20 protein-coding genes and 1 riboswitch are annotated in these 20,409 nt (G+C 71.0%); of the genes, 12 read left to right on the forward strand and 8 right to left on the reverse strand.

Annotated elements, in window-relative coordinates; all coding sequences use genetic code 11:
- Positions 1-43: 43 nt before the first annotated feature.
- The 5 genes from ABD235_RS17535 to ABD235_RS17555 all read right to left on the reverse strand — a co-directional run bounded on the left by ABD235_RS17535 (position 44) and on the right by ABD235_RS17555 (position 5,229).
- A complete protein-coding gene (locus tag ABD235_RS17535; RefSeq protein ID WP_344175252.1) occupies positions 44-322 on the reverse strand; it encodes a ubiquitin-like small modifier protein 1 in 279 nt (92 codons plus the stop codon).
- The gene (gene thrC, locus ABD235_RS17540; protein WP_344175254.1) at positions 319-1,584 is read right to left on the reverse strand and encodes a threonine synthase; all 1,266 of its coding nucleotides are present in this window, start codon (positions 1,582-1,584) and stop codon (positions 319-321) included. Before thrC ends, ABD235_RS17535 begins: the two co-directional genes overlap by 4 nt.
- Before the next feature lie 11 nt (positions 1,585-1,595).
- A riboswitch (SAM riboswitch) is annotated at positions 1,596-1,736 on the reverse strand.
- Between the two features lie 104 nt (positions 1,737-1,840).
- Entirely contained in the window at positions 1,841-2,803 is a 963-nt protein-coding gene (locus ABD235_RS17545) for a helix-turn-helix domain-containing protein (protein ID WP_344175255.1), read from the reverse strand.
- A gap of 155 nt (positions 2,804-2,958) precedes the next feature.
- Positions 2,959-4,200: a cation:proton antiporter gene (locus ABD235_RS17550; protein WP_344175256.1), complete on the reverse strand. Its 1,242-nt coding sequence runs from the start codon at positions 4,198-4,200 to the stop codon at positions 2,959-2,961.
- A gap of 66 nt (positions 4,201-4,266) precedes the next feature.
- Positions 4,267-5,229: a DNA-3-methyladenine glycosylase family protein gene (locus tag ABD235_RS17555; protein ID WP_344175257.1), complete on the reverse strand. Its 963-nt coding sequence runs from the start codon at positions 5,227-5,229 to the stop codon at positions 4,267-4,269.
- A gap of 49 nt (positions 5,230-5,278) precedes the next feature.
- On the opposite strand from ABD235_RS17555, the gene ABD235_RS17560 reads away from it, so the two are divergent.
- Positions 5,279-5,731, forward strand: coding sequence for a hypothetical protein (locus ABD235_RS17560; RefSeq protein WP_344175259.1), 453 nt, complete (start codon positions 5,279-5,281; stop codon positions 5,729-5,731).
- Here the strand turns inward: ABD235_RS17560 and otsB are convergent.
- Genes otsB through napA form a run of 3 tightly spaced genes read right to left on the reverse strand, consistent with a single transcriptional unit; the run spans position 5,728 to position 7,466 of the window.
- A complete protein-coding gene (otsB, locus tag ABD235_RS17565) occupies positions 5,728-6,564 on the reverse strand; it encodes a trehalose-phosphatase (RefSeq protein ID WP_344175260.1) in 837 nt (278 codons plus the stop codon). The genes ABD235_RS17560 and otsB overlap by 4 nt on opposite strands.
- Complete coding sequence (locus tag ABD235_RS17570) at positions 6,561-7,151, reverse strand: LytR C-terminal domain-containing protein (RefSeq protein ID WP_344175261.1); 591 nt, start codon at positions 7,149-7,151, stop codon at positions 6,561-6,563. Before ABD235_RS17570 ends, otsB begins: the two co-directional genes overlap by 4 nt.
- 3 nt (positions 7,152-7,154) lie before the next feature.
- Positions 7,155-7,466 carry a nucleoid-associated protein NapA gene (gene napA / locus ABD235_RS17575; protein ID WP_344175262.1) on the reverse strand — a complete coding sequence of 104 codons (312 nt, stop codon included), beginning with the start codon at positions 7,464-7,466 and terminating at the stop codon, positions 7,155-7,157.
- 189 nt (positions 7,467-7,655) lie between these two features.
- On the opposite strand from napA, the gene ABD235_RS17580 reads away from it, so the two are divergent.
- The 11 genes from ABD235_RS17580 (at position 7,656) to ABD235_RS17630 (ending at position 20,364) form a co-directional block, all read left to right on the forward strand.
- On the forward strand, positions 7,656-9,089 hold the full coding sequence (locus ABD235_RS17580; protein ID WP_344175263.1) for an amidase: 1,434 nt from the start codon (positions 7,656-7,658) through the stop codon (positions 9,087-9,089).
- Positions 9,080-10,078, forward strand: a complete 999-nt coding sequence (locus ABD235_RS17585) for a Gfo/Idh/MocA family protein (protein ID WP_344175264.1) — start codon at positions 9,080-9,082, stop codon at positions 10,076-10,078. The genes ABD235_RS17580 and ABD235_RS17585 overlap by 10 nt, the downstream gene beginning before the upstream one ends.
- 6 nt (positions 10,079-10,084) lie before the next feature.
- On the forward strand, positions 10,085-11,482 hold the full coding sequence (locus tag ABD235_RS17590; RefSeq protein WP_344175265.1) for an alpha,alpha-trehalose-phosphate synthase (UDP-forming): 1,398 nt from the start codon (positions 10,085-10,087) through the stop codon (positions 11,480-11,482).
- The gene (locus ABD235_RS17595) at positions 11,469-12,902 is read left to right on the forward strand and encodes an FGGY family carbohydrate kinase (RefSeq protein ID WP_344175266.1); all 1,434 of its coding nucleotides are present in this window, start codon (positions 11,469-11,471) and stop codon (positions 12,900-12,902) included. Before ABD235_RS17590 ends, ABD235_RS17595 begins: the two co-directional genes overlap by 14 nt.
- An 86-nt stretch (positions 12,903-12,988) precedes the next feature.
- Entirely contained in the window at positions 12,989-13,873 is an 885-nt protein-coding gene (locus ABD235_RS17600; RefSeq protein WP_344175267.1) for an aminoglycoside phosphotransferase family protein, read from the forward strand.
- Positions 13,870-14,196, forward strand: coding sequence for a hypothetical protein (locus ABD235_RS17605; RefSeq protein ID WP_344175268.1), 327 nt, complete (start codon positions 13,870-13,872; stop codon positions 14,194-14,196). The genes ABD235_RS17600 and ABD235_RS17605 overlap by 4 nt, the downstream gene beginning before the upstream one ends.
- Before the next feature lie 96 nt (positions 14,197-14,292).
- Entirely contained in the window at positions 14,293-15,576 is a 1,284-nt protein-coding gene (locus tag ABD235_RS17610; protein WP_344175269.1) for a sensor histidine kinase, read from the forward strand.
- Positions 15,479-16,159, forward strand: coding sequence for a response regulator transcription factor (locus ABD235_RS17615; protein ID WP_344175270.1), 681 nt, complete (start codon positions 15,479-15,481; stop codon positions 16,157-16,159). The genes ABD235_RS17610 and ABD235_RS17615 overlap by 98 nt, the downstream gene beginning before the upstream one ends.
- A gap of 81 nt (positions 16,160-16,240) precedes the next feature.
- Positions 16,241-18,442 carry an MMPL family transporter gene (locus tag ABD235_RS17620; RefSeq protein ID WP_344175271.1) on the forward strand — a complete coding sequence of 734 codons (2,202 nt, stop codon included), beginning with the start codon at positions 16,241-16,243 and terminating at the stop codon, positions 18,440-18,442.
- A 56-nt stretch (positions 18,443-18,498) separates the two neighbouring features.
- Positions 18,499-18,921, forward strand: a complete 423-nt coding sequence (panD, locus tag ABD235_RS17625) for an aspartate 1-decarboxylase (protein WP_344178677.1) — start codon at positions 18,499-18,501, stop codon at positions 18,919-18,921.
- Between the two features lie 18 nt (positions 18,922-18,939).
- A complete protein-coding gene (locus ABD235_RS17630; protein ID WP_344175272.1) occupies positions 18,940-20,364 on the forward strand; it encodes an aminopeptidase P family protein in 1,425 nt (474 codons plus the stop codon).
- The last annotated feature ends 45 nt before the right edge of the window (positions 20,365-20,409 follow it).

Below are 20,409 nucleotides of genomic sequence, written 5' to 3' on the forward strand. Positions count from 1 at the left end.
CGAAACACCCCTCGGGGAGGGGTGTTTCGTCGACACAAGAAGGTCAGCAGCCGCCCGCGACCGCCGGGATGATCGAGACCTGACCGCCGTCCTTGATGCTGGTCTGCAGCCCCTCGGCGAACCGGACGTCGTCGTTGTCGACGTACACGTTGACGAAGCGGCGCAGCTCGCCCGACTCGTCCAGCACCCGGCTCTTGATCCCGGGGTACGAGGTGTCGAGCGACTCCAGCACCTCGCTCAGGGTCGAACCTTCGACGGAGACCTCGGACGCGCCCTGGGTGTAGGGCCGCAGGATGGTCGGGACGCGGACACTGACGCTCACTGCAGACCTGCCTTCACGAAGGCGTCGTACGACGCGGGGATGGTCACCTTCGGGCCGACCCGGTCGGCCACCGCGTCGAGCGTCTTGAGCCCGTCGCCGGAGTTGATGATCACCGTCTCGGCCTCGGGGTCGAGCTGGCCGGTGGCGATCAGCTTCTTCAGCGTCGCGACCGTCACCCCGCCCGCGGTCTCGGTGAAGATGCCCTCGGTGCGGGCCAGCAGCTGGATGCCCTCGACGACCTCTTCGTCGCTGACGTCCTCGATCACGCCGCCGGTACGCCGGGCGACGTCGAGCACGTACGGCCCGTCGGCCGGGTTGCCGATCGCCAGCGACTTCGCGATGGTGTCCGGCTTGACCGGCTTGACCACGTCGTGGCCGTCGCGGAAGGCCTGCGCCACCGGCGAGCAGCCGGTCGCCTGCGCGCCGTAGATCTTGTAGTCGGTGGCGTCGACCAGGCCCAGCTTGCCGAGCTCGGTGAAGCCCTTGTCGATCTTGGTCAGCTGCGAACCGGACGCGACCGGGATCACGACCTGCTGCGGGATCCGCCAGCCGAGCTGCTCGGCGATCTCGAAGGCCAGCGTCTTGCTGCCCTCGGAGTAGTACGGCCGGACGTTCACGTTGACGAAGGCCCAGCCCTCCTCCTCACCGGCGATCTCGGAGGCGAGCTTGTTCACGTCGTCGTAGTTGCCCTCGACGGCGACCAGCGTGCCGCCGTACACGGCGGTGGTGATGATCTTGGGGCGCTCGAGGTCCTTCGGGATGAAGACGACCGAGCGGATGCCGGCCCGGGCGGCGGCCGCGGCGACGGCGTTGGCCAGGTTGCCGGTGGAGGGGCAGGCGAAGACCTTCATGCCCAGCTCGCGGGTGGCGCTCAGGGCACTCGCGACCACCCGGTCCTTGAAGGAGTGCGTGGGGTTGCCCGAGTCGTCCTTCACCCAGAGCTTGCGCAGCCCGAGCTCGCGGGCCAGGTTGCCGGCGTCGATCAGCCGGGTGTAGCCCGGCTCGGTGTTCGGGTAGCTGGCCACGTCGACGGGGACGGGCAGCAGCGGCTGGTAGCGCCAGATGTTCTTGGGGCCGGCCTCGATCTGTTCGCGGGTGATGGTCGGGAACTCGTACCCGACCTCCAGCGGACCGAAGCACTCCATACACGCGTAGAACGGGCCGAGCTCGGACTTCGCCCCGCAGGCCCGGCAGCTCAGGTGCGTACCGTTGCCGAAGGCCCCTTCACGGATCGTGTGCGGGGTGGTGGCGGTCTGGCTCATGGAGAGGTTCCTCCTCATCTTCCCCGGGCGCCGGATCTCGGCGTGGGACGGATTTGGCACCGGTCCGCCGCGAGCACCCCAGGACGGGGCCTCCACGGGGAGGGTTGCCGGGACTTCAACGGGCCGTTTCCCTCAGTCCCTCTGGATGAGCAGGTTCGAGGTTACCCAATCGGGTCCATATTGTGTCCTGTGATCCCACCATCCGAGACGACAGGTCTCAGCCACGGACGACGCTCCGGGCCCGGGTTGCGAGCGCTCACCCCCGGCGTGCGCGGAACGCCCTGCGGTACGCCGAGGGCGACGTCCGCACGCTCTTGGCGAAGTGGTGCCTAAACGTCACCGGCGTGGCGAACCCGGCTGCCAGCGCGATCTCCTCGACCGGCGCGTCCCCCGTCTCCAGCATCGCGAGCGCCGCCTGGATCCGCTGGGCGATCAGCCACTTGGCGGGCGTCGTACCGGTCTCTCGGGTGAAGTGCCGCAGGTAGGTTCGCGGCGACAGCCCGGCTTCGCGCGCCAGATCCGGTACGCCGATCGGCTCGGCCAGGTGCTCGAGCGCCCAGCCGAGGCTGCGCGCGACCGGCGCGTCCACCGGGTCGGGCGGCATCGGGGACTCGATGTACTGCGCCTGGCCGCCGGAGCGGTAGGGCTGGATCACCATGCGCCGGGCGACCGCGTTCGCGACCGCGGCGCCGAGGTCCTTGCGGACCAGGTGCAGCGCGAGGTCGAGGCCGGCCGCGCAGCCGGCGCTGGTCAGGACGTCGCCTTCGTCGGTATAGAGCGGCTCGGGGTCGACGTGGATCGCGGGATAGCGCTCGCGCAACTGGTCGGCGTACCGCCAGTGCGTGGTCGCGCGCCGGCCGTCGAGCAGTCCGGCGGCGGCCAGGGCGAACGCGCCGGAGCAGATCGAGACGATCCGGGCGCCACGGGCGTGCGCGTGCTGGAGGGCCTCGATGAGCTGCGCGGACGTGGCGGCCTTCGGATCGGCGACGCTCGGCACGACGACCGTGTCAGCGGCCGCGAACTCCTCCAGCCCGTACGGCGTACTGAGCGTGGCCCCGCCGATCACCCGGATCGGGTCCGGTGTCTCGGTGCAGACCTTCAGCTCGTACCAGGGCTGGTCGATGTCGGGCCAGACCAGCCCGAACACCTCGATCACGATGCCGGCCTCGAAGGCGGTCATGCCGTCGTAGGCGAGCACGGAGACGGTGCGTTGCGGCATGTCAAAATCTTAGCGGTCAGGGTCCTTTACGCCACTTCTGCGGCGGCAGTCTGGCTCAGAGGATGGAGACATGTTCGAGAAGCTGAAGGACTTTCTCGCCGGGATCCACGCCGCTTCCGCCGTACGGCACGGGGTGGAACCGCCTGCGCGGGCGGTCAGGACTCGCGGCGGCGTTCGAGCATGCGCATCAGCGGGGTCGCCGCGACGCCGTGCACGACGACGCTGAGCACGACGGTGAACCCGATCGTCGCCCACAGCCAGGGCAGGTCGTCGGCGAAGTCCGACCCGGCGTACGCGAGGTAGAAGATCGAGCCGACACCCCGTACGCCGAACGCCGCGGTCACCCAGCGCTCGGACCGGCGCATCTCCGTGCGCTGCAGGCTGAGCCAGGCGGTCAGCGGCCGGAGCACCAGGATCAGGCCGACCCCGAGCACGACGCCCTTCAGGTCCAGCGGTGCGAGCAGGCCGCCGGTGACCGCGACGCCGAGCAGGAGCAGGACGCCCCAGGTCAGGATGTGCTCGACCTGCTCCACGAAGCTGTGCAGCTCCTCGTGGAAGTCGTGCGCCCGCTCGGCCGACCGGAGAGCGATGGCGGCCACGAAGACGGCCAGGAAGCCGTAGCCGTGCAGCACCTCGGCGAGGCCGTACACGCCCAGCGTCATCGCTAGCGCCAGCACCGGCTCGCGCGAGTCGGCCAGCCGGAAGCTCGGCACCGGCGCCGAGAACGCCATCCGTCCGAGCAACCGCCCGGCCACGGCGCCCACCACGATCCCGATCACGGACTTGCCGATCAGCTCCCACGCGATCCACTCCAGGGCCCAGTCGCCGAGCGCACCCTTGGTCGCGGCGAATACCGCCAGGTAGACCAGCGGGAACGCCAGCCCGTCGTTCAGCCCGGCCTCCGACGTCAGCGCGAACCGGACCTCGTCGTCCTCCTCCGGTTCGGCGCCTTCACCCGTCGTCGGCCCCTGGACCTGGACATCCGAGGCCAGCACCGGGTCGGTCGGCGCGAGCACGGCGCCGACCAGCAGGGCCAGCGCCGGGGCCAGCCCGAGCAGCCAGCCGAGGCCGGCCATGGCCGCGACGCAGGCCGGCATCGCGACGAACAGCAGCCGCCACGTGACCGCCCAGCGCCGCCAGCCGATCGGGCGGTCGATCGCGAGACCGACGCCCATCAACGCGATCAGGACCGTCAGCTCGGCCAGGTGCTCGGTGAGCTTCGGCTCGGCCAGCGGACTGACCTTGCCGCGCTCCACCACGAAGCCGAGCAGCATCCCGGCCCCGAGGAACGCGATCGGCGCGGACACGGCGTACCGCTTGAGCAACCGGGGCAGCACGGCCCCGAGCAGGAGGGCCACGCCTGCCACCAGGTACAGCCCGTCCCCGTCGATTCGCATGATGGGAACCTAGTGCCCACCCCTCACGCCGAGATCCGTTCCGCGCCGGGTGACGCGCACCACCGTTCAGCGCAGGCGGTGGGTCGCGCCGGGGGTGTGGGTGGGTAGCGACTTGCGCGGGCCGTAGCGGGGGTGGCCGATGCCGGCCAGCTGCAGGAGGGCCTGGACCCGGTAGCGGTGGCCTCGGTAGGGCTCGATCAGCTCGGCGGTGCCGTCGTCGTCCAGCTCTTCGCCGGTGAGGGCGTACGAGACGTTGCGGGAGACGTGGTAGTCGGCGAACGAGAAGGCGTCGGCGTCGCCGTGGGCGCGCTGGCGAACCTCGGCGGCGGTCCAGACGCCGACGCCGGGGAGAGACCGAAGACGGCGTTCGATCTCGGCCGAGTCGGTGAGCTCCAAGGTCCGTTCGAGGGCGCGAGCGCGGGTGGCGGCGGTGATGACCACGCGGGAGCGGCGGCCTTCGACGCCGGCGCGGAGCCACTGCCAGGACGGAATCAGGCGCCACTCCTCTGGCGAGGGCGGGACCATCATCACGCGTCCGTCAGGGGCGGCCGGGCCGGGCGCCGGTTCGCCGTACTCGCGGAGCAGGAGACGCCAGGCACGGAAGGCTTCCTTGCCGGTGACGACCTGCTCGATGCCCGCCGCGGCCATCGCCTCGAAGACGGCCCGCGTCCGCGGTACGCGGAAGTGCGGGAACCTCCGCGCCGCGTCCACCAACGGCCGGTGCTCGGCCAGCGGCGTGAACCCGTCCCACGAGTCCGCCTCCCCCAGCAGCTCCGGTACGCCGTCCAGCGCCCACGAAGTGCCGGGGCCCCAAGCCTCGGCCTCGACCTCGGCCATCGCGGTGTACGGCGTCAGCCGCAGCAGCACCGGCCCGTCAGGAGTCCGCGTCGCCCGCCAGACGGTCCGCCGTCCGGGGTCCACGACATACGCCGGATCCCCCGGCCCCTTCCGCAACCCACCGATCACCTGGTGCGGATCCACCGGACGCCCGGGCCGCCAGCGTCGTACCACCGAACTCACGGCACCCATCCTGACGCATCCCGCCGACAAACCCCCGCCGAGCGGGCAATACTGGATCATGACCGCCGCGCAGAAGCTCAAGCTGGTGGTGAACTACGTCAACCTGTCGACCCTGGCCGGCTTCCTGATCGCCCTGATCGGACGCGCGAAGCTCAGCCGCGGCCCGCGCGGCCTGTACTACGCCAACGGCTACCGGCTCGGTTTCCCGGTCGCCGGCGCGTTCACCGTCGGCAACGTCCTCCTCACCAAGAACGACCGCGCCTACCTCGACGCCCGTCCGGTCCTGGTCAGGCACGAGGAACGCCACTCCTGGCAGTACTTCTGCCTGATCGGCCTGCCGATGCTTCCCCTGTACGTCGTCGCCGTCGCGTGGTCCTGGGCCCGCACCGGCTGCCCTGCCTCCCGCAACCCGTTCGAACGCCTGGCGGGTCTCAAGGACGGCAACTACACCGAGCACCCGCCCCAGCCGTTCGGCCGGACCCTGCAGCAAACCTTCAGCCGGAAGCGCTAGCCGCGCGCGGCGATCGCGTCCGACAACGCGGTCAGCACGGTGACGACCCCGGCCGAGTCGTCGACCACGATGTCCGCGGCCTCGACGAGCTCGGCGGCACCCGACGACCGAGCAGCAACCAGTACGGCGAACAGCCCGTCCGCCCGCGCCTCGCTCAGAGCCCGGAAGGCCGCGAGATCGCCCAGGTCGTCACCCGCGTACAGCACCGACCGGGCGCCGGTGGACTCCACCAGCCGGCGAATCGCCACGCCCTTGTCGATCCCCGGCGGCCGCAGCTCGAGCACCAGGTTGCCCGGCTCCAGCCGCAGCTCGACCGACTCGGCCAGCTCGGTCAACGGCTGCCGCAGAGCCTCGAGCGCACCGGCCGGATCAGCCAGCCGCCGGGTGTGAACGGCGAGCGAGCTCTCCTTGTCCTCCACGAACGCGTCAGCCCACCCGGCCGCGGCCAGCACGGCCGGCAACTGCTCCCGCGCGACCGCAACCCCAGCAGGCACCGGGTCGCTGGTCACGGCACCAGTGGCGGCCTCCCAGCGCTCCAGGCCGTAGTGCCCGAGCACCACCAGCTGTCCGAGCCCAGCATGTCCCGTGACCCCCGACAGCTCCGTCGCCACGAGCGCCGGACGCCCGGTGACGATGGCGACCTGCCCGACCGACCGCGCCAGCCGGGCCAACGCGTCCAGCGCGCCGTCGGCGGCGCGCGACCGCGACGGGTCCTCGACCAGCGGCGACAGCGTGCCGTCGAAGTCCGACGCGATCACCGCTCCGGCCGGATCGGCGACGATCGCTTCCCAGCCCTCCCGCCCGGCTGTGGTCGCCAGTACGGGAGTGCTCATCCGGAGTATTCCGAGGTGAGGATGACGGTGAGCCGGTCCTTCTTCATGTTGTCCAGCGCGTCCTTGATCCGCGGGATGCCGAGGTCCTGCGCGAGCTGCGCGGCCTCGGCCTGCATGCCGGCCGGGTAGTACACGGTGCTGGTGACGATCTTGCCGTGCCAGTTGTCGGCGCCGGTGACGGTCCAGCCGGCCTGGTGCGCGCGGCCGCCGACCGACTGGGCCAGGCCCTTGCGGCCGGTGTTGTTGTAGATCTCCACCGCGGGCCGCTCCGACGGCGGTACGGCGACCGTCGGCGTCGGCACGACGGTCGGCGCGCTCGTCGGCGCCGAGGTCGGCGCCACCGGAGCCGTCGGCTCGGGCGTCGGAGCCTCGGTCGGCGCGGGCGTCGGCTCCGAGCTGATCACGGCCGTCGGCGTCGTACTCGGCGTCACCGACGGCGTGGCCGCCGCCGGCTTGCCCTCGTCCGCGGCGCTGTCGTTGCTGCCGCGGGTGCCGAACAGCACCAGCAGCCCTCCGACGATCGCGACGACGGCCAGCACCGCCACGAGGGAGGAGAGAACCTGTCCCCGTTCGTCCTTGCGGGTCAAAACCTAGACCTCGATACCCAGTCGACGAGCGGAACGAGCGCGCTGCCGGGCGGCGCGCAACCGGCGCAGCCGCTTGACCAGCAGCGGGTCGTGGGCGAGGGCCTCCGGCCGGTCGATCAGCGCGTTGAGGACCTGGTAGTACCGGGTGGCCGACATCTGGAACTGGTCGCGGATCGCCTGCTCCTTGGCCCCGGCGTACTTCCACCAGTGCCGTTCGAAGCCGAGGATGGCGCCGTCCCGCTCCGAGAGCCCGGCAGCGGCCGGCTGCGCCGGGCCGGCGTCCGGGCCGTTGGAGCTCGCGTTCGCGCTGTCCATCTGCTGGTACTCCCGTGCGGTCGGTGATCGTCCGTCCGCGCTCCACTCTACGGGCTGAACAACAGCCGTGTCATTCACCCGGCAGCGATCCGGCCGTGTCGTTTCCGGCCCGTTCCGGGACCTCCCGGCCGATCGTCCCCGCCCGGCGAGCCCCGTCCGGGCCGACTCAACTCTGGCAGGATCTTGGACGTGAGCTCACCTCGACAGGGCTCCGGTGGCGTTGTGCCGGACCCTCGACCCGCCCTCGCATCGGTCGAAGAGCTGCAGGCCAGGATCCAGGAGGTCGACTCCGTGGTCCGTGCGGTCTGTACGCCGAACCCCGCTGCGGCGTCCGACGCGGCCCGCCTGGACACGGAGCGTGACGACGGGCGCACACGCGGTCCGCTGCACGGCGTACCGGTCCTGGTGAAGGACAACATCGACACCGCCGACCTGGCCACCACCGCCGGGTCGCTGGCGCTGGCCGACCAGCCGCCTCCGCCGGACGACGCGTTGCTCGTCCGACGCCTGCGTGAGGCCGGATGTGTGATCCTCGGCAAGACCAACCTCAGCGAGTGGGCGAACTTCCGCGGCTACGGCTCGTCGTCCGGCTGGAGCGCGTACGGCGGCCTGACGCGCAACCCGTACGCCCTGAACCGGTCCGCCGGCGGATCGTCCAGCGGCTCGGGCGCGGCGGTCGCCGCGGGCCTGGCCGACTTCGCGATCGGTACCGAGACCAACGGCTCGATCGTCTGCCCGGCCGCCCTGAACGGCGTCGTCGGCCTGAAGCCGACCGTCGGCCTGGTGCCGCAGCAGGGCATCATCCCGATCTCCCACTCCCAGGACACCGCCGGACCGATGACCCGCACGGTCGCGCAGTCCGCTGCCCTGCTGACCGTGCTCACCGGTGGCGGCACCGATTACCTGGAGGCCTGCCGCGGCACGGACCTCAGCGACGTACGGATCGGCGTACTGCGGGGATCGCTGTGGGGCTACTCGACCGGGCTCGACCAGGTCACCGAGAAGGCGCTGGAGACGTTCAGCCGCTGCGGCGCGACCTTGGTCGACCACCTGTCGCTGCGGGCGCTCGGTGACGACGACCAGCTGCAGGTCCCGCTGCACGAGCTGAAGGTCGGCCTGGCCAAGTACCTGGCGACCCGCAAGGAGGGTGCGCCGCGGACGCTGGCCGAGCTGATCGCGTTCAACCGCGAGCACCCGGACGAGGAGCTGCCCTGGTTCGGCCAGGAGCTGTTCGAGCGGGCCGAGGAGACCGGCGGCCTGGACTCGCCGATCTACGTCGCCGCCCGGTTGTCCGCACTGCGGACCGGTCGTGACGGGATCGACACGTTGCTGCGGGACAATCAGCTCGACGCCCTGGTCAGCCCCGCGTACTCGCCGGCCTGGACGATCGACCTGGTCAACGGCGACCACGTGCTCGGCAGTTCCTCCCAGCACGCCGCGCTGGCCGGCTACCCGTTGCTCTCGGTGCCGTCCGGGACGGTGGCCGGACTGCCGGTCGGCATCGTGCTCGGTGGCACCGCCGGGAGTGACGCCACCCTCATTCGCTTGGCCCACGCCTTCGAGACCGCGAGAATCGAGACCGACGGCCCGTTCCCGACCCCGGAGTTCAGACAGTGGGTATAGACCAGGTCCGTTGGGGTGTCGTTGCTACTGGCAACATCTCGACGCAGTTCACCGCCGATCTCGCCGAGCTCGACGACGCGGTCGCGACCGCTGTCGCGTCCCGTTCCCTGGACAGCGCCAACGCGTTCGCCGACACCCACGGCATCGAGCACCGGTACGACGACTACCGGCAACTGATCGACTCCGGGACCGTGGACGTCCTCTACATCGGCACGCCGCACCCGCAGCACTACGCGGTCGCCCGGGCCGCGCTGCAGGCCGGTGTCGCCGTCCTGTGCGAGAAGCCGGTGACGCTGACCGCGCGGCAGGCCAAGGACCTGGTGACGGTTGCCCGTGACCACAACACCTTGTTCGCCGAAGCGATGTGGATGCGCACCAACCCGGTCGTCCAAGCGATGTTCGCCGACCTGGCCAAGGGCGTGATCGGCGAGCCGATGGAAGCCCTGGCCGACTTCGGTTTCCACAAGCCGCAGCTGCCCGCGCGGCTGCTCGACCCCGCGCTCGGCGGCGGCGCGCTGATGGACGGCGGCATCTACCCGATGACGTTCGTGCACATGGCGCTCGGCCGCCCCGACGAGATCAAGGCGGTCGGTTCGCTGAACTCCGACGGCGTCGACCTGAACGTCGCGATGGCCTGGCGGTACGACTCCGGCGCGGTCGCGGGCCTGACCTGCGGCCTGCGCTCGCAGAACCCGTGGACCGCCTCGGTGAGTGGCCCCGAGGGCAGCTTGCTGCTGCCGAGCCGGTTCCACCACCCCGACCACTACGTGCGCAGTACAGCGGCCGGCCAGGAGCGGGTCGACGTACCGACGCATGGACGTGGGTACCACTACGAAGCAGCCGAGGTGATGCGCGCCCTGCGTGCCGGACAGATCGAGTGTCCGGCCCTGCCGCACGCCGCAACGATCGAGATCCTCGAACTGCTCGACGAGACACGCCGACAGATCGGGGTCACGTACCCCGGCGACGACGAATACCTGGGTGGATAACAGCAGATGCCGAGCGGACGCAGTTCCTTCGTGGTGGTGGCCAACCGGTTGCCGGTCGACCGGGTCGAGATGCCCGACGGCAGTACGGCGTGGCGGCGCAGCCCAGGAGGACTGGTCACCGCCCTCGCACCGGTGATGCAGCGCCACCACGGGGCGTGGGTCGGCTGGACCGGCGGCAAGGACGAGAAGGTCGACCCGTTCGACACCGACGGGATGCACCTGGTCCCGGTCACGCTGTCGGCCGAGGACGTCGAGCTGTACTACGAGGGCTTCTCGAACGCGACGCTCTGGCCGCTGTACCACGACGTGATCGTGCCGCCGGAGTTCCACCGGGAGTGGTGGGAGGCCTACGTCGCGGTGAACCGGCGGTTCGCCGAGGCGGCCGCCGACGTCGCCGACGACAACGCCGTGGTCTGGGTGCACGACTACCAGCTGCAGCTGGTCCCGGCGATGCTGCGCCGGCTGCGTCCCGACGTCCGGATCGGGTTCTTCCTGCACATCCCGTTCCCGCCGACCGAGCTGTTCGCGCAGATGCCGTGGCGCCGGCAGATCCTGGACGGCCTGATGGGCGCCGACCTGGTCGGCTTCCAGCGACCGGGCGCGGCATCGAACTTCGCCCGCCTGGCCCGCAACCGGATGGGCCTGCGGACCCGCGGCGACCGGATCCACCTGCCCGACGACCGGATCGTCCGGGCCAAGGCGTTCCCGATCTCGATCGACGTCGGCGAGCTGGAGCAGATCGCCCGCCAGCCGGAGACCGAGGCCCGCGCGGCGGAGATGCGCAAGGAGGTCGGCAACCCGGCCCACATCCTGCTCGGCGTCGACCGGCTCGACTACACCAAGGGCATCCGGCAACGACTGCGCGCGTTCGGTGAGCTGCTGGACGAGAAGCGCGTCTCGGTCGACGACGCGGTGTTCATCCAGGTGGCGACGCCGTCGCGGGAACGCGTCGAGCAGTACCGGGTGCTGCGTGACGAGATCGAGCTGCTGGTCGGCCGGATCAACGGCGAGCACGGCCGGATCGGCACGCCCGCGATCAACTACCTGCACACGTCGTACTCGCGGACCGAGATGGCCGCGCTGTTCCGGGCCGCCGACGTCGCCGTGGTGACGCCGCTGCGGGACGGGATGAACCTGGTCGCCAAGGAGTACGTCGCCTGCCGGTACGACGACACCGGCGCGCTGGTGCTGAGCGAGTTCGCCGGCGCGGCCGACGAGTTCCGGCAGGCGTTCCTGGTCAACCCGCACGACATCAACGGCATGAAGGACACCATCGTCGACGCGATGAACACCGACGACCGCCAGCTCGGCCGCCGGATGAAGGCGATGCGCAAGCACCTGGCCGCGCACGACGTGAACGTGTGGGCCGCGTCGTTCCTCGAGGCACTGCATGCCGCCGACTGACCATGTCCTGGCCCTTGACCTGGGCACCTCATCCGCAAGAGCACTCGTCCTGTCAGCTGCTGACGCCTCGCCGGTGCCCGGCGCCCTGGCGCGGCACAAGATCACGCCGACGTACGCGACCGGCGGTTCGGCGACCATCGACCTGCACGAGTACGTCGAGGGCCTGCTCGGCTGCCTCGACGAGCTGCAGCAGAACGGCCACCTCGACGGCATCACCGCGATCGTGCTCTCCTCGCAGTGGCACTCGATCGTTGCCCTCGACAACCACGGCGCGGCGCTGACCCCGCTGATCACCTGGGCCGACACCCGCTCGGTCCAGCCCCGGCTCGACCCCGCGTTCGACGAGCACGCCTTCCACGCCCGCACCGGCTCCTGGCTGCACCGCCTGTACTGGCCGCGCCGCATCCCCTGGTTGCTGTCCGAGGTGCAGGCCGCGTCCTTCGCCGGCCTGCCCGACCTCGTCCTCGAACGCCTCACCGGCGAGCGCGTCACGTCGGTCTCGATTGCCTCCGGCACCGGTTCGCTCGACCTGGCCACCGGCGAGTACGACGCCGAGGCGCTCGCGATCGCCGGGGTGACCCCCGACCGCCTGCCGACGATCGTGCCGAGCGGCTGGACCGGCGTACTGGCCGGCACGTACGCGCGCCGCTGGCCCGGGCTGGTCGGCGTACCGATCCATCCGCCGACCGGCGACGGCGCGGCCTCCAACGTCGGGACCGGCGGGTACGACGAGTCGACCGCGGCCGTCACCGTCGGCACGTCGGCCGCCGTACGGGTCGTGCACCCGATCGACCAGGCGCCCGAGCTGCCGTGGGAGCTCTGGCGCTACCGCGTCGACGACAAGCGCGCGGTGACCGGCATGGCCTTCTCCGCCGCCGGGAACCTGCACGCCTGGCTCACCACCGTGCTGCAACTCGACGAGGCGCACCAGGAACCGACCGACGTCGAGATCGGCTCGTCCCGCGTCATCGCGATCCCGTTCCAGGCCGGCACCCGCCCACCCGAGACGGTCCCCGGCGGCTCCGGCGTCTACTTCGGCCTGTCCTTCGACGACGACGCCGCCGACCTGCTCGCGGCGTCCCTGCAAGGCGCTTCGCTGGAGATCGACCGGGGCCTCCGCATGCTCGACACCCTGTTCGGCCGCAAGCTCGAGGTCGTCCTCGGCGGCGGCGGAATCGATGCCTCCGCCTGGTGGCGCCGCTGCCTCACCGCAACCTTCGCCCGCCCCACCGACGTCTGCGCCGAAGCCGAAGTAGGCGCCCGTGGCGCCGCGGCCGTAGCCCTAGGCCTCTCCCCGATCCCCGGCGGCGAACACCTCGAGCCCTCAGCCCCCGACGTCGAACGAATCGAACACCTCCGCCCGCGCTACACCATCCTCCGAGACCTGGCCGTCCAGGCGGCGCAAGCGCTGCAGCGCTGACCCGCCGTACCGAAAAGGGTTTCCGTGTGGGGGCGGTCGGGTGATGAGGTGGGTCGGTGACTGTGCGACCGAGAACTCTTGCCTGGGTGGCGGATCAGCTTGCCGACGGTGAACGGGTCGTTCGGGTCGAGGTGCTGGTCGGGGGGATCACTGCCGAGATGCGGCGGCTGAGTGTTGCCGGGCCGAACGGTGAGACCCGTGCGCTGGTCCTGCGTTCGTACGTCGACGTGATCGACGCCGAGGACGCGTTGACCCGCGAGGCCGCCGCGTTGTCGATGCTTACGGCAACCACCGTGATCGGTCCCGAGCTGGTCGGTGTCGATCCCGTCGGGGCCGAGTGCGAGTACCCGTCGCTGCTGATGACGCATCTGCCTGGCCGACCGGTTCTCGATGACGCGGGAGTGGAGGCCCGGATTCCGCTGCTCGCGCGTCAGCTCGTGGCCATCCATGCCCTCCGGCCTGTCGAGCGGCCGCCCAAGTACACGACCCTGACGACTGCCGACACCGTGATCACTCCGCCCGGTGCCGACCGGCGGGTGTGGGCGGCCGCGATCGATGTCATCCGTGGGCCGGTGCCGTCGTACGAAGGGCGCTATCTGCACCGCGACTTCCAGCCCGGCAACGTGCTGTTCGACGGGAAGAACCAGCTCACCGGTGTGGTCGACTGGGCGAGTCCGAGCTGGGGTCCGGCCGACCTGGACGTCGCGCACTGCGCCGTGAACCTCGCCCTGCTGCACGGCCCTTCCCTGGGCCTGGACTTCGTCGCCGCCTACGAGGCCGCCGGCGGCACGCTGGCGCCGAGTCCGGCCGACCGCTACTACTGGCTCGTCCGCGACCCCCTCGCCTGCTCCGAGGACATCCACCTCACCGCCGCGGCCTGGCGCGCGGCAGGCAGACTCGACCTGACCACCACGGCCGCCGAGCAACGTCTCGACGCCTACCTCACCGCCCTTCAGGAGCTCTCCCCATGACCAGCCTCCAGGCGATGCTCGACGCCGACATCGTCACCGTCGCCGCCGAAGCGTTCGCACCGACCTTCACCGGCGTCGGGCTCGCCGGCGAGACCGCCTCGGGCAAGGTCGCCAAGCACCTGCGCCGCCAGTTCGGCAGTCCCCGCTGGAGCGATCCGAACGGACCTGTGTACGACGCGGTCGCGCTCCAGACGATCCTGCTGTGGGAACGAGCCTGCGTCGCCGGCCGCGTCCACAGCGGACAACTGAAGCTGCTGCCCCGTGGCGTCGCCCTGCAAGCAGCCCCCGACCCGACCACCGCGCTCCGCGAGTTCCTCGCCTGACCCCGATCTCCTTCCAGGCGTACTGCGTTCGCAGTACCCACCGCGTACCGCCCGTGGACGACGCGGCGGCGAAGCCCGCACCCGTACTGTGAGGACATGGGTGTGCCCGCGCGCTGGTACGCCGGATTGAAGCTGCATCCGGTGGCGTGCGACTGCGCCATCGCGCTCGTCCTGCTGGTCATCAACCTGGCCCAGCCCGGCGCCGCCCACGGTCAGCGGCAGATCGACCTGACCTTCGGCCGGGTGGTGATCATCGTGATCGCCTGCGCGGCGCTGGTGTTCCGGCGCCGGGCGCCGCTCATCGTGCTCGCGATCACGACGGCGGCCGCGGTCGCGTACGCGGTGACCACCGAGGTGAAGAGCGCGATCGCGCTGGCGATGGCCTGCGCGATCTACACGGTCGTGATGCAGAAGGACCGGCGGACCCGTTCGATCGCCGTCGTCGCCACGGTCGTCATCATGGTCGGCACCACCACGCTCTTCACCGACGGCGGCGTGCTGGAGAACCTGCCCGTCGCCGTCCTGGTGCTGTTCGCCGGCGCTCTCGCCGAAGCCGTCCGCTATCGCCAGGCGTACCAGGCGGAGCTGGAGGACCGGGTCCGGCGGGCCGAGCAGTCCCGTGAGGAAGAGGCCGAACGCCGGGTGATCGACGAGCGGCTGCGGATCGCGCACGAGCTGCACGACGTGATCGCCCACCACATCGCGCTGATGAACGTCCAGGCCGGCGTCGCGTCGCACCTGCTCCGCGACCAGCCCGACGAGGCCGACCGCGCGCTCGCGCTGGTGCGCGAGGGAGGCCGGACAGTACTGCGTGAGCTCACCGTGCTGCTCGGTGTGCTCCGCCGCTCGGGCGACGGCACCCTGCCGACAGCGCCGACGCCGACGTTGCAGGAGATCGGCACGCTGATCGACTCGTTCACCGCCGCCGGGCTGGTGGTCGACTGGCAGCCACCCGCTGCCGGACCGCTGCCGGACGTGATCGAGCTGACGGCGTACCGGATTCTGCAGGAATCCCTGACCAACGTGGTCAAGCACGCGTCCGGCGCCGTCGTCCAGATCCGCTTCGAGCAGCAGCGCGGCTCGCTCACGATCGAGATCACCGACGACGGCGGCCACCCCGGTACGCCGTACCGGACCGCCGCGGTGCCGGTCGGTGCCGGGCACGGACTGCTCGGGATGCGGGAGCGGGTGACCGCGGTCGGCGGCGACCTGACCGTCGGGCCGGTGCCGCACGGCGGGTTCCGGGTGCGTGCCGTTCTGCCGCTGGAGACTGGAGACACAGGTGACGATCCGGGTACTGCTGGCCGACGACCAGACGCTGATCCGCAGCGGCTTCCGGGTGCTGGTGAACTCAGCGCCCGGCCTGGAGGTCGTCGCTGAGGCCGCGAACGGCCGGCAGGCGGTCGAGCTGGCCCGCAGCGAGCGGGCCGACGTGATCCTGATGGACGTCCGGATGCCCGGGACGGACGGACTGGCCGCGACCCGGCAGATCACCGCGGACGACTCGCTGGCCGGGGTGAAGGTGCTCATCCTGACCACGTTCGAGGTCGACGAGTACGTCTTCGAGGCGATCCGGGCGGGCGCCAGCGGGTTCCTCGGCAAGAGCGTGGAACCGGACGAGCTGATCAGCGCGATCCGGGTCGTCGCGGGCGGCGACGCGCTGCTGTCGCCGAAAGCGGTGCGCGGCCTGATGAACCGGTTCCTGGCGCAGCCCGAGATCGGCACGTCGACGGACGCCGAGGAGCTGGCGGTGCTGACCGATCGCGAGCGCGAGGTCGTCGGTCTGGTCGCGCTCGGCCTGTCCAACGACGAGATCGCCGACCGGCTGGTGCTGTCGCCGCTGACCGCCAAGACGCACGTGAACCGGGCGATGGTGAAGCTCGACGCCCGGGACCGGGCGCAACTCGTGGTGATCGCGTACCGGACCGGCCTGGTCCGCGCCGGCGTACAGCAGCCGCAGTAGCCCGTACGACGACCGCAGTACGGCGGGAAGCCCGCACTGGGCGGACGCGGACTACCGGGTCCCGCCGCAACGATCGTGAGCATGGCTACCTACCTCTACCGGCTCGGCCGGTTCGCGTTCCGGCGGCGCAGGACGGTCGTGTTCGTCTGGCTCGGGCTGCTCCTGGCCGGCATCGCCGGCGCCGCGACGCTGTCCGGTCCGGTCAGCGACGGCTTCTCGATCCCGGGGACCGAGTCGCAGCGGGCCGTCGACCTGCTCGACGAGCGGTTCCCGCAGGCCGGTGCCGACAGCGGCGTCGCGCGGATCGTCTTCCAGGCGCCGCCGGGTGAGCAGCTCGCCGCACCGGACAACACCGCCGCCGTGAAAGGCGTGCTCGACCGGCTCAGGACCGGCCCGCAGGTCGCGGAGGTCTCGGACCCGTACGCCGCCCGGGCAATCTCGGCCGACGGCCGCACCGGCTACGCCCAGGTCTCGTACGACGTCACCGGCCAGGAGGTGACGACGGAGTCCCGGGAGGCCGTGGCCGCCGCGGTCGAGCCGGCCAGGGCGGCAGGCCTGACCGTCGAGTACGGCGGGGACGCGATGATGGAGCAGGGCGAGCAGAGCCTGGCCGAGGTGATCGGCGTCGGCGTGGCCTCCGTGGTGCTGCTGATCACCTTCGGCTCGCTGGTCGCCGCCGGCCTTCCGTTGCTGTCGGCAATCATCGGGGTGGGGATCGGGATCGCCGCGATCACGATCGCGACCGGTTTCGCCGACATCGGCTCCGGGACGCCGATCCTCGCGATGATGATCGGGCTCGCGGTCTCGATCGACTACGCCCTGTTCATCATGTCCCGCTACCGGCACGAGCTGAGTACCGGCCTGGAGCCGGAGGAGGCGGTCGGCCGAGCGGTCGGGACCGCCGGATCGGCGGTGGTCTTCGCCGGGCTGACCGTCGTCATCGCCCTCGGTGGCCTGTTCGTGGTGAACGTCCCGTTCCTCACCCAGATGGGACTCGCGGCCGCCTTCACCGTCGTGATCGCCGTGGCGATCGCGCTGACGCTGCTGCCCGCGCTGCTCGGGATGGCCGGGCGACGGGTGCTGGGTGGTCGGATCCCCGGTCTGCGCGGCGGCGATCCCGAGGGCTCCGGCGGAAAACCGACGGTCGGACGCCGCTGGGCCGGCTTCGTCACCCGCCGTCCGGTCGCCGTGCTGCTGACGGCCGTGATCGGCCTGGGAGCGCTCGCGATCCCGGCGGCCTCCCTCGAGCTTGGACTGCCCGACGACAGCACCGCCGCGCCGGACTCGACGCAGCGCAAGGCGTACCAACTGCTGTCCGACGGCTTCGGCCCCGGCTTCAACGGCCCGCTCCTGATGGTGGTCGACGTGGCCGGTGCCGCTGACCCGCAGGCCGCCGCGGCGAGTACGGCGACCGCCGTACGGGCGTTGCCGGATGTCGCGGTGGTGACACCCGCGACCTTCAATCCGGCTGGTGACACCGCTCTGCTGACCGTGATTCCCACCAGCGGCCCGAGCACGACGGAGACCACGGACCTCGTCGAGGCGATTCGCGACCTGCCCGAGGCAGCCGGGGCCGAGGTGTCGGTCACCGGTGTCACCGCGATGAACATCGACATCTCCAACCAGCTGAACGACGCGTTGCTGCCCTACCTGTCCTTGATCGTCGGGCTGGCCTTCCTGTTGCTGCTGCTCGTGTTCCGCTCGCTGCTGATCCCGCTGAAGGCGACACTGGGCTTCCTGCTGACGGTGGCGGCCACCTTCGGCGCCGTGGTCGCGGTGTTCCAGTGGGGCTGGCTGGCCGGCCTGTTCGGCATCGAGGGACAGACCGGGCCGATCATCAGCATGCTGCCGGTGTTCCTGGTCGGGATCGTGTTCGGGCTCGCGATGGACTACCAGGTCTTCCTGGTCACCCGGATGCGGGAGGAGCACGTGCGCGGCGCGGCTCCGCGCGCGGCCGTCGTGGACGGTTTCGGTCACAGCGCCCGGGTGGTGACGGCCGCGGCGGTGATTATGATCGCGGTGTTCACCGGCTTCATCCTGTCCACCGAGACGCTGGTCCAGCAGATCGGCTTCGGTCTGGCCTTCGCGGTGGCCGTCGACGCCTTCGTGGTCCGGATGACGATCGTGCCCGCCGTCCTGGCGCTGCTCGGCCGCTCGGCCTGGTGGTTGCCGCGCCGGCTGGACCGGTTGCTGCCGGACGTGGACGTCGAAGGCGAGAAGCTGCGCCGCCGGTTCGAGCCCGCGGTCGGCTCCGAGCGGGAGCCTGAACTCGTCCACCGCTGAGCGCAGGGTGACGGTGACCACTGACACTCCACCGGGTGGCCTGGATGATGAGCGCCATGCTGCGCGAGATGATGAAGTCGAAGGTGCACCGGGCCACCGTCACCCAGGCCGACCTGGACTACGTCGGGTCCTGCACGCTGGACGCGACGCTGATGGACGCGGCGAACCTGCTGCCCGGCGAGAAGGTCGACATCGTCGACATCACCAACGGCCACCGGCTCTCGACGTACCTGATCGAGGGCCCGCGCGACTCCGGGGTGGTCGGGATCAACGGCGCGGCGGCGCACCTGATCCATCCCGGTGACCTGGTCATCCTGATCGCCTACGGCCAGTTCGAGAACGAGGAGGCGAAGGCGTTCACGCCGAGCGTAGTCTTCGTGGACGGGCGGAACGCGATCACCCGCGTCGGCTCCGACCCCGCCGAGGCGCTGCCGGACAGTGGCACGCTCCGCGGTGACCACCTGTACACCCAGCGCTGAGACGAGGAATGGTCGACGATGACCGAGACGACCGAGAAGGCCCCGAAGACGGCCAGCCACGACAACGAGCCGAAGGACAAGCTGCGCTCCTTCATGAACTCCGGCTGGGGTGACATCGAGCGCACCGACGCCAGCCTGCGCGACGTCGCGGCCTGGACCGAGAAGCGCCGCGCCGCCCTGTCGCAGGCCTTTCCCGGCGAGCGTCTGGTGATCCCCGCCGGCACCTACAAGGTCCGCTCGAACGACACCGACTTCGTCTTCCGCCCGCACACCGACTACGTCTGGCTGGCCGGCGACCAGACCTCGGACGCCGTCCTGGTGCTCGAGCCGAACGGCAGCGGCCACGACTCGGTGCTCTACTTCCGGCCGCGCTCGGAGCGCAGCCAGGGCGAGGAGTTCTGGCGCGACCGGATGTACGGCGAGCTGTGGGCCGGTCGCCGTCCGTCGCTGACCGAGACGGCCAAGGAGTTCGGCCTGGAGACCCGGCACGTCGACGAGCTCGCCGGCGCGCTGAAGAGCGACGTACCGACCCGCGTACGGCGGGGCGAGGACGCCTCGCTGGCGTCACTGCTCAGCGGCGTGAAGGTCGACGCCGACCGCGACCAGGAGCTGGCCGCGACGCTGTCCGAGCTGCGGCTGGTCAAGGACCCGTTCGAGATCGAGCAGCTGCGCGACGCCGTCGCGATCACGCACCGCGGCTTCTCCGACGTACTGGCCGAGATGGACCAGGTCCGCAAGTACGGCGAGCGCTGGATCGAGGGCACCTTCTGGCGCCGGGCCCGCGCGGAGGGCAACGACGTCGGCTACACGTCGATCGCCGCGGCCGGCTCGCACGCGACCACCCTGCACTGGATCGAGAACGACGGCCCGGTGAACGACGGCACGCTGATGCTGCTCGACATGGGCGTGGAGAACCGCAGCCTCTACACCGCCGACATCACCCGCACGCTGCCGGTGAACGGCGAGTTCACCCCGCGTCAGCGCGAGCTGTACCAGCTCGTCCTGGACGCGCAGAACGCCGGCATCGCGGCGCTGCGTCCGGGGGTCGCGTTCGGCTCCGGGCACAAGGCGGCGATCGAGGTGCTGGTCCGCGGTCTGGACGCGATGGAGCTGCTGCCGGTCTCGGCCGACGAGGCGCTCGACCCGGACAGCGGCATCTACCAGCGCTACACGCTGCACGGTGTCAGCCACATGCTCGGCCTCGACGTGCACGACTGCGCCGCGGCCCGCACCGAGCAGTACCGCGGCGACCTGAAGACCGGCTACGTGCTGACCGTCGAGCCCGGCCTGTACTTCCAGGCCGAGGACCTGACCGTGCCGGAGGACCTGCGCGGCATCGGCATCCGGATCGAGGACGACATCCTGATCACCGACGAGGGCACCGAGAACCTCTCGGCCGCGATGCCGAGGGAGATCGACGCGATCCAGAACTGGATGAGCTGACCCCACGCGAAAGCGCCGGTCCCCGCTGGGGGACCGGCGCTTTCG

This window comes from Kribbella lupini (genome assembly GCF_039529595.1).
Lineage (GTDB): Bacteria > Actinomycetota > Actinomycetes > Propionibacteriales > Kribbellaceae > Kribbella > Kribbella lupini.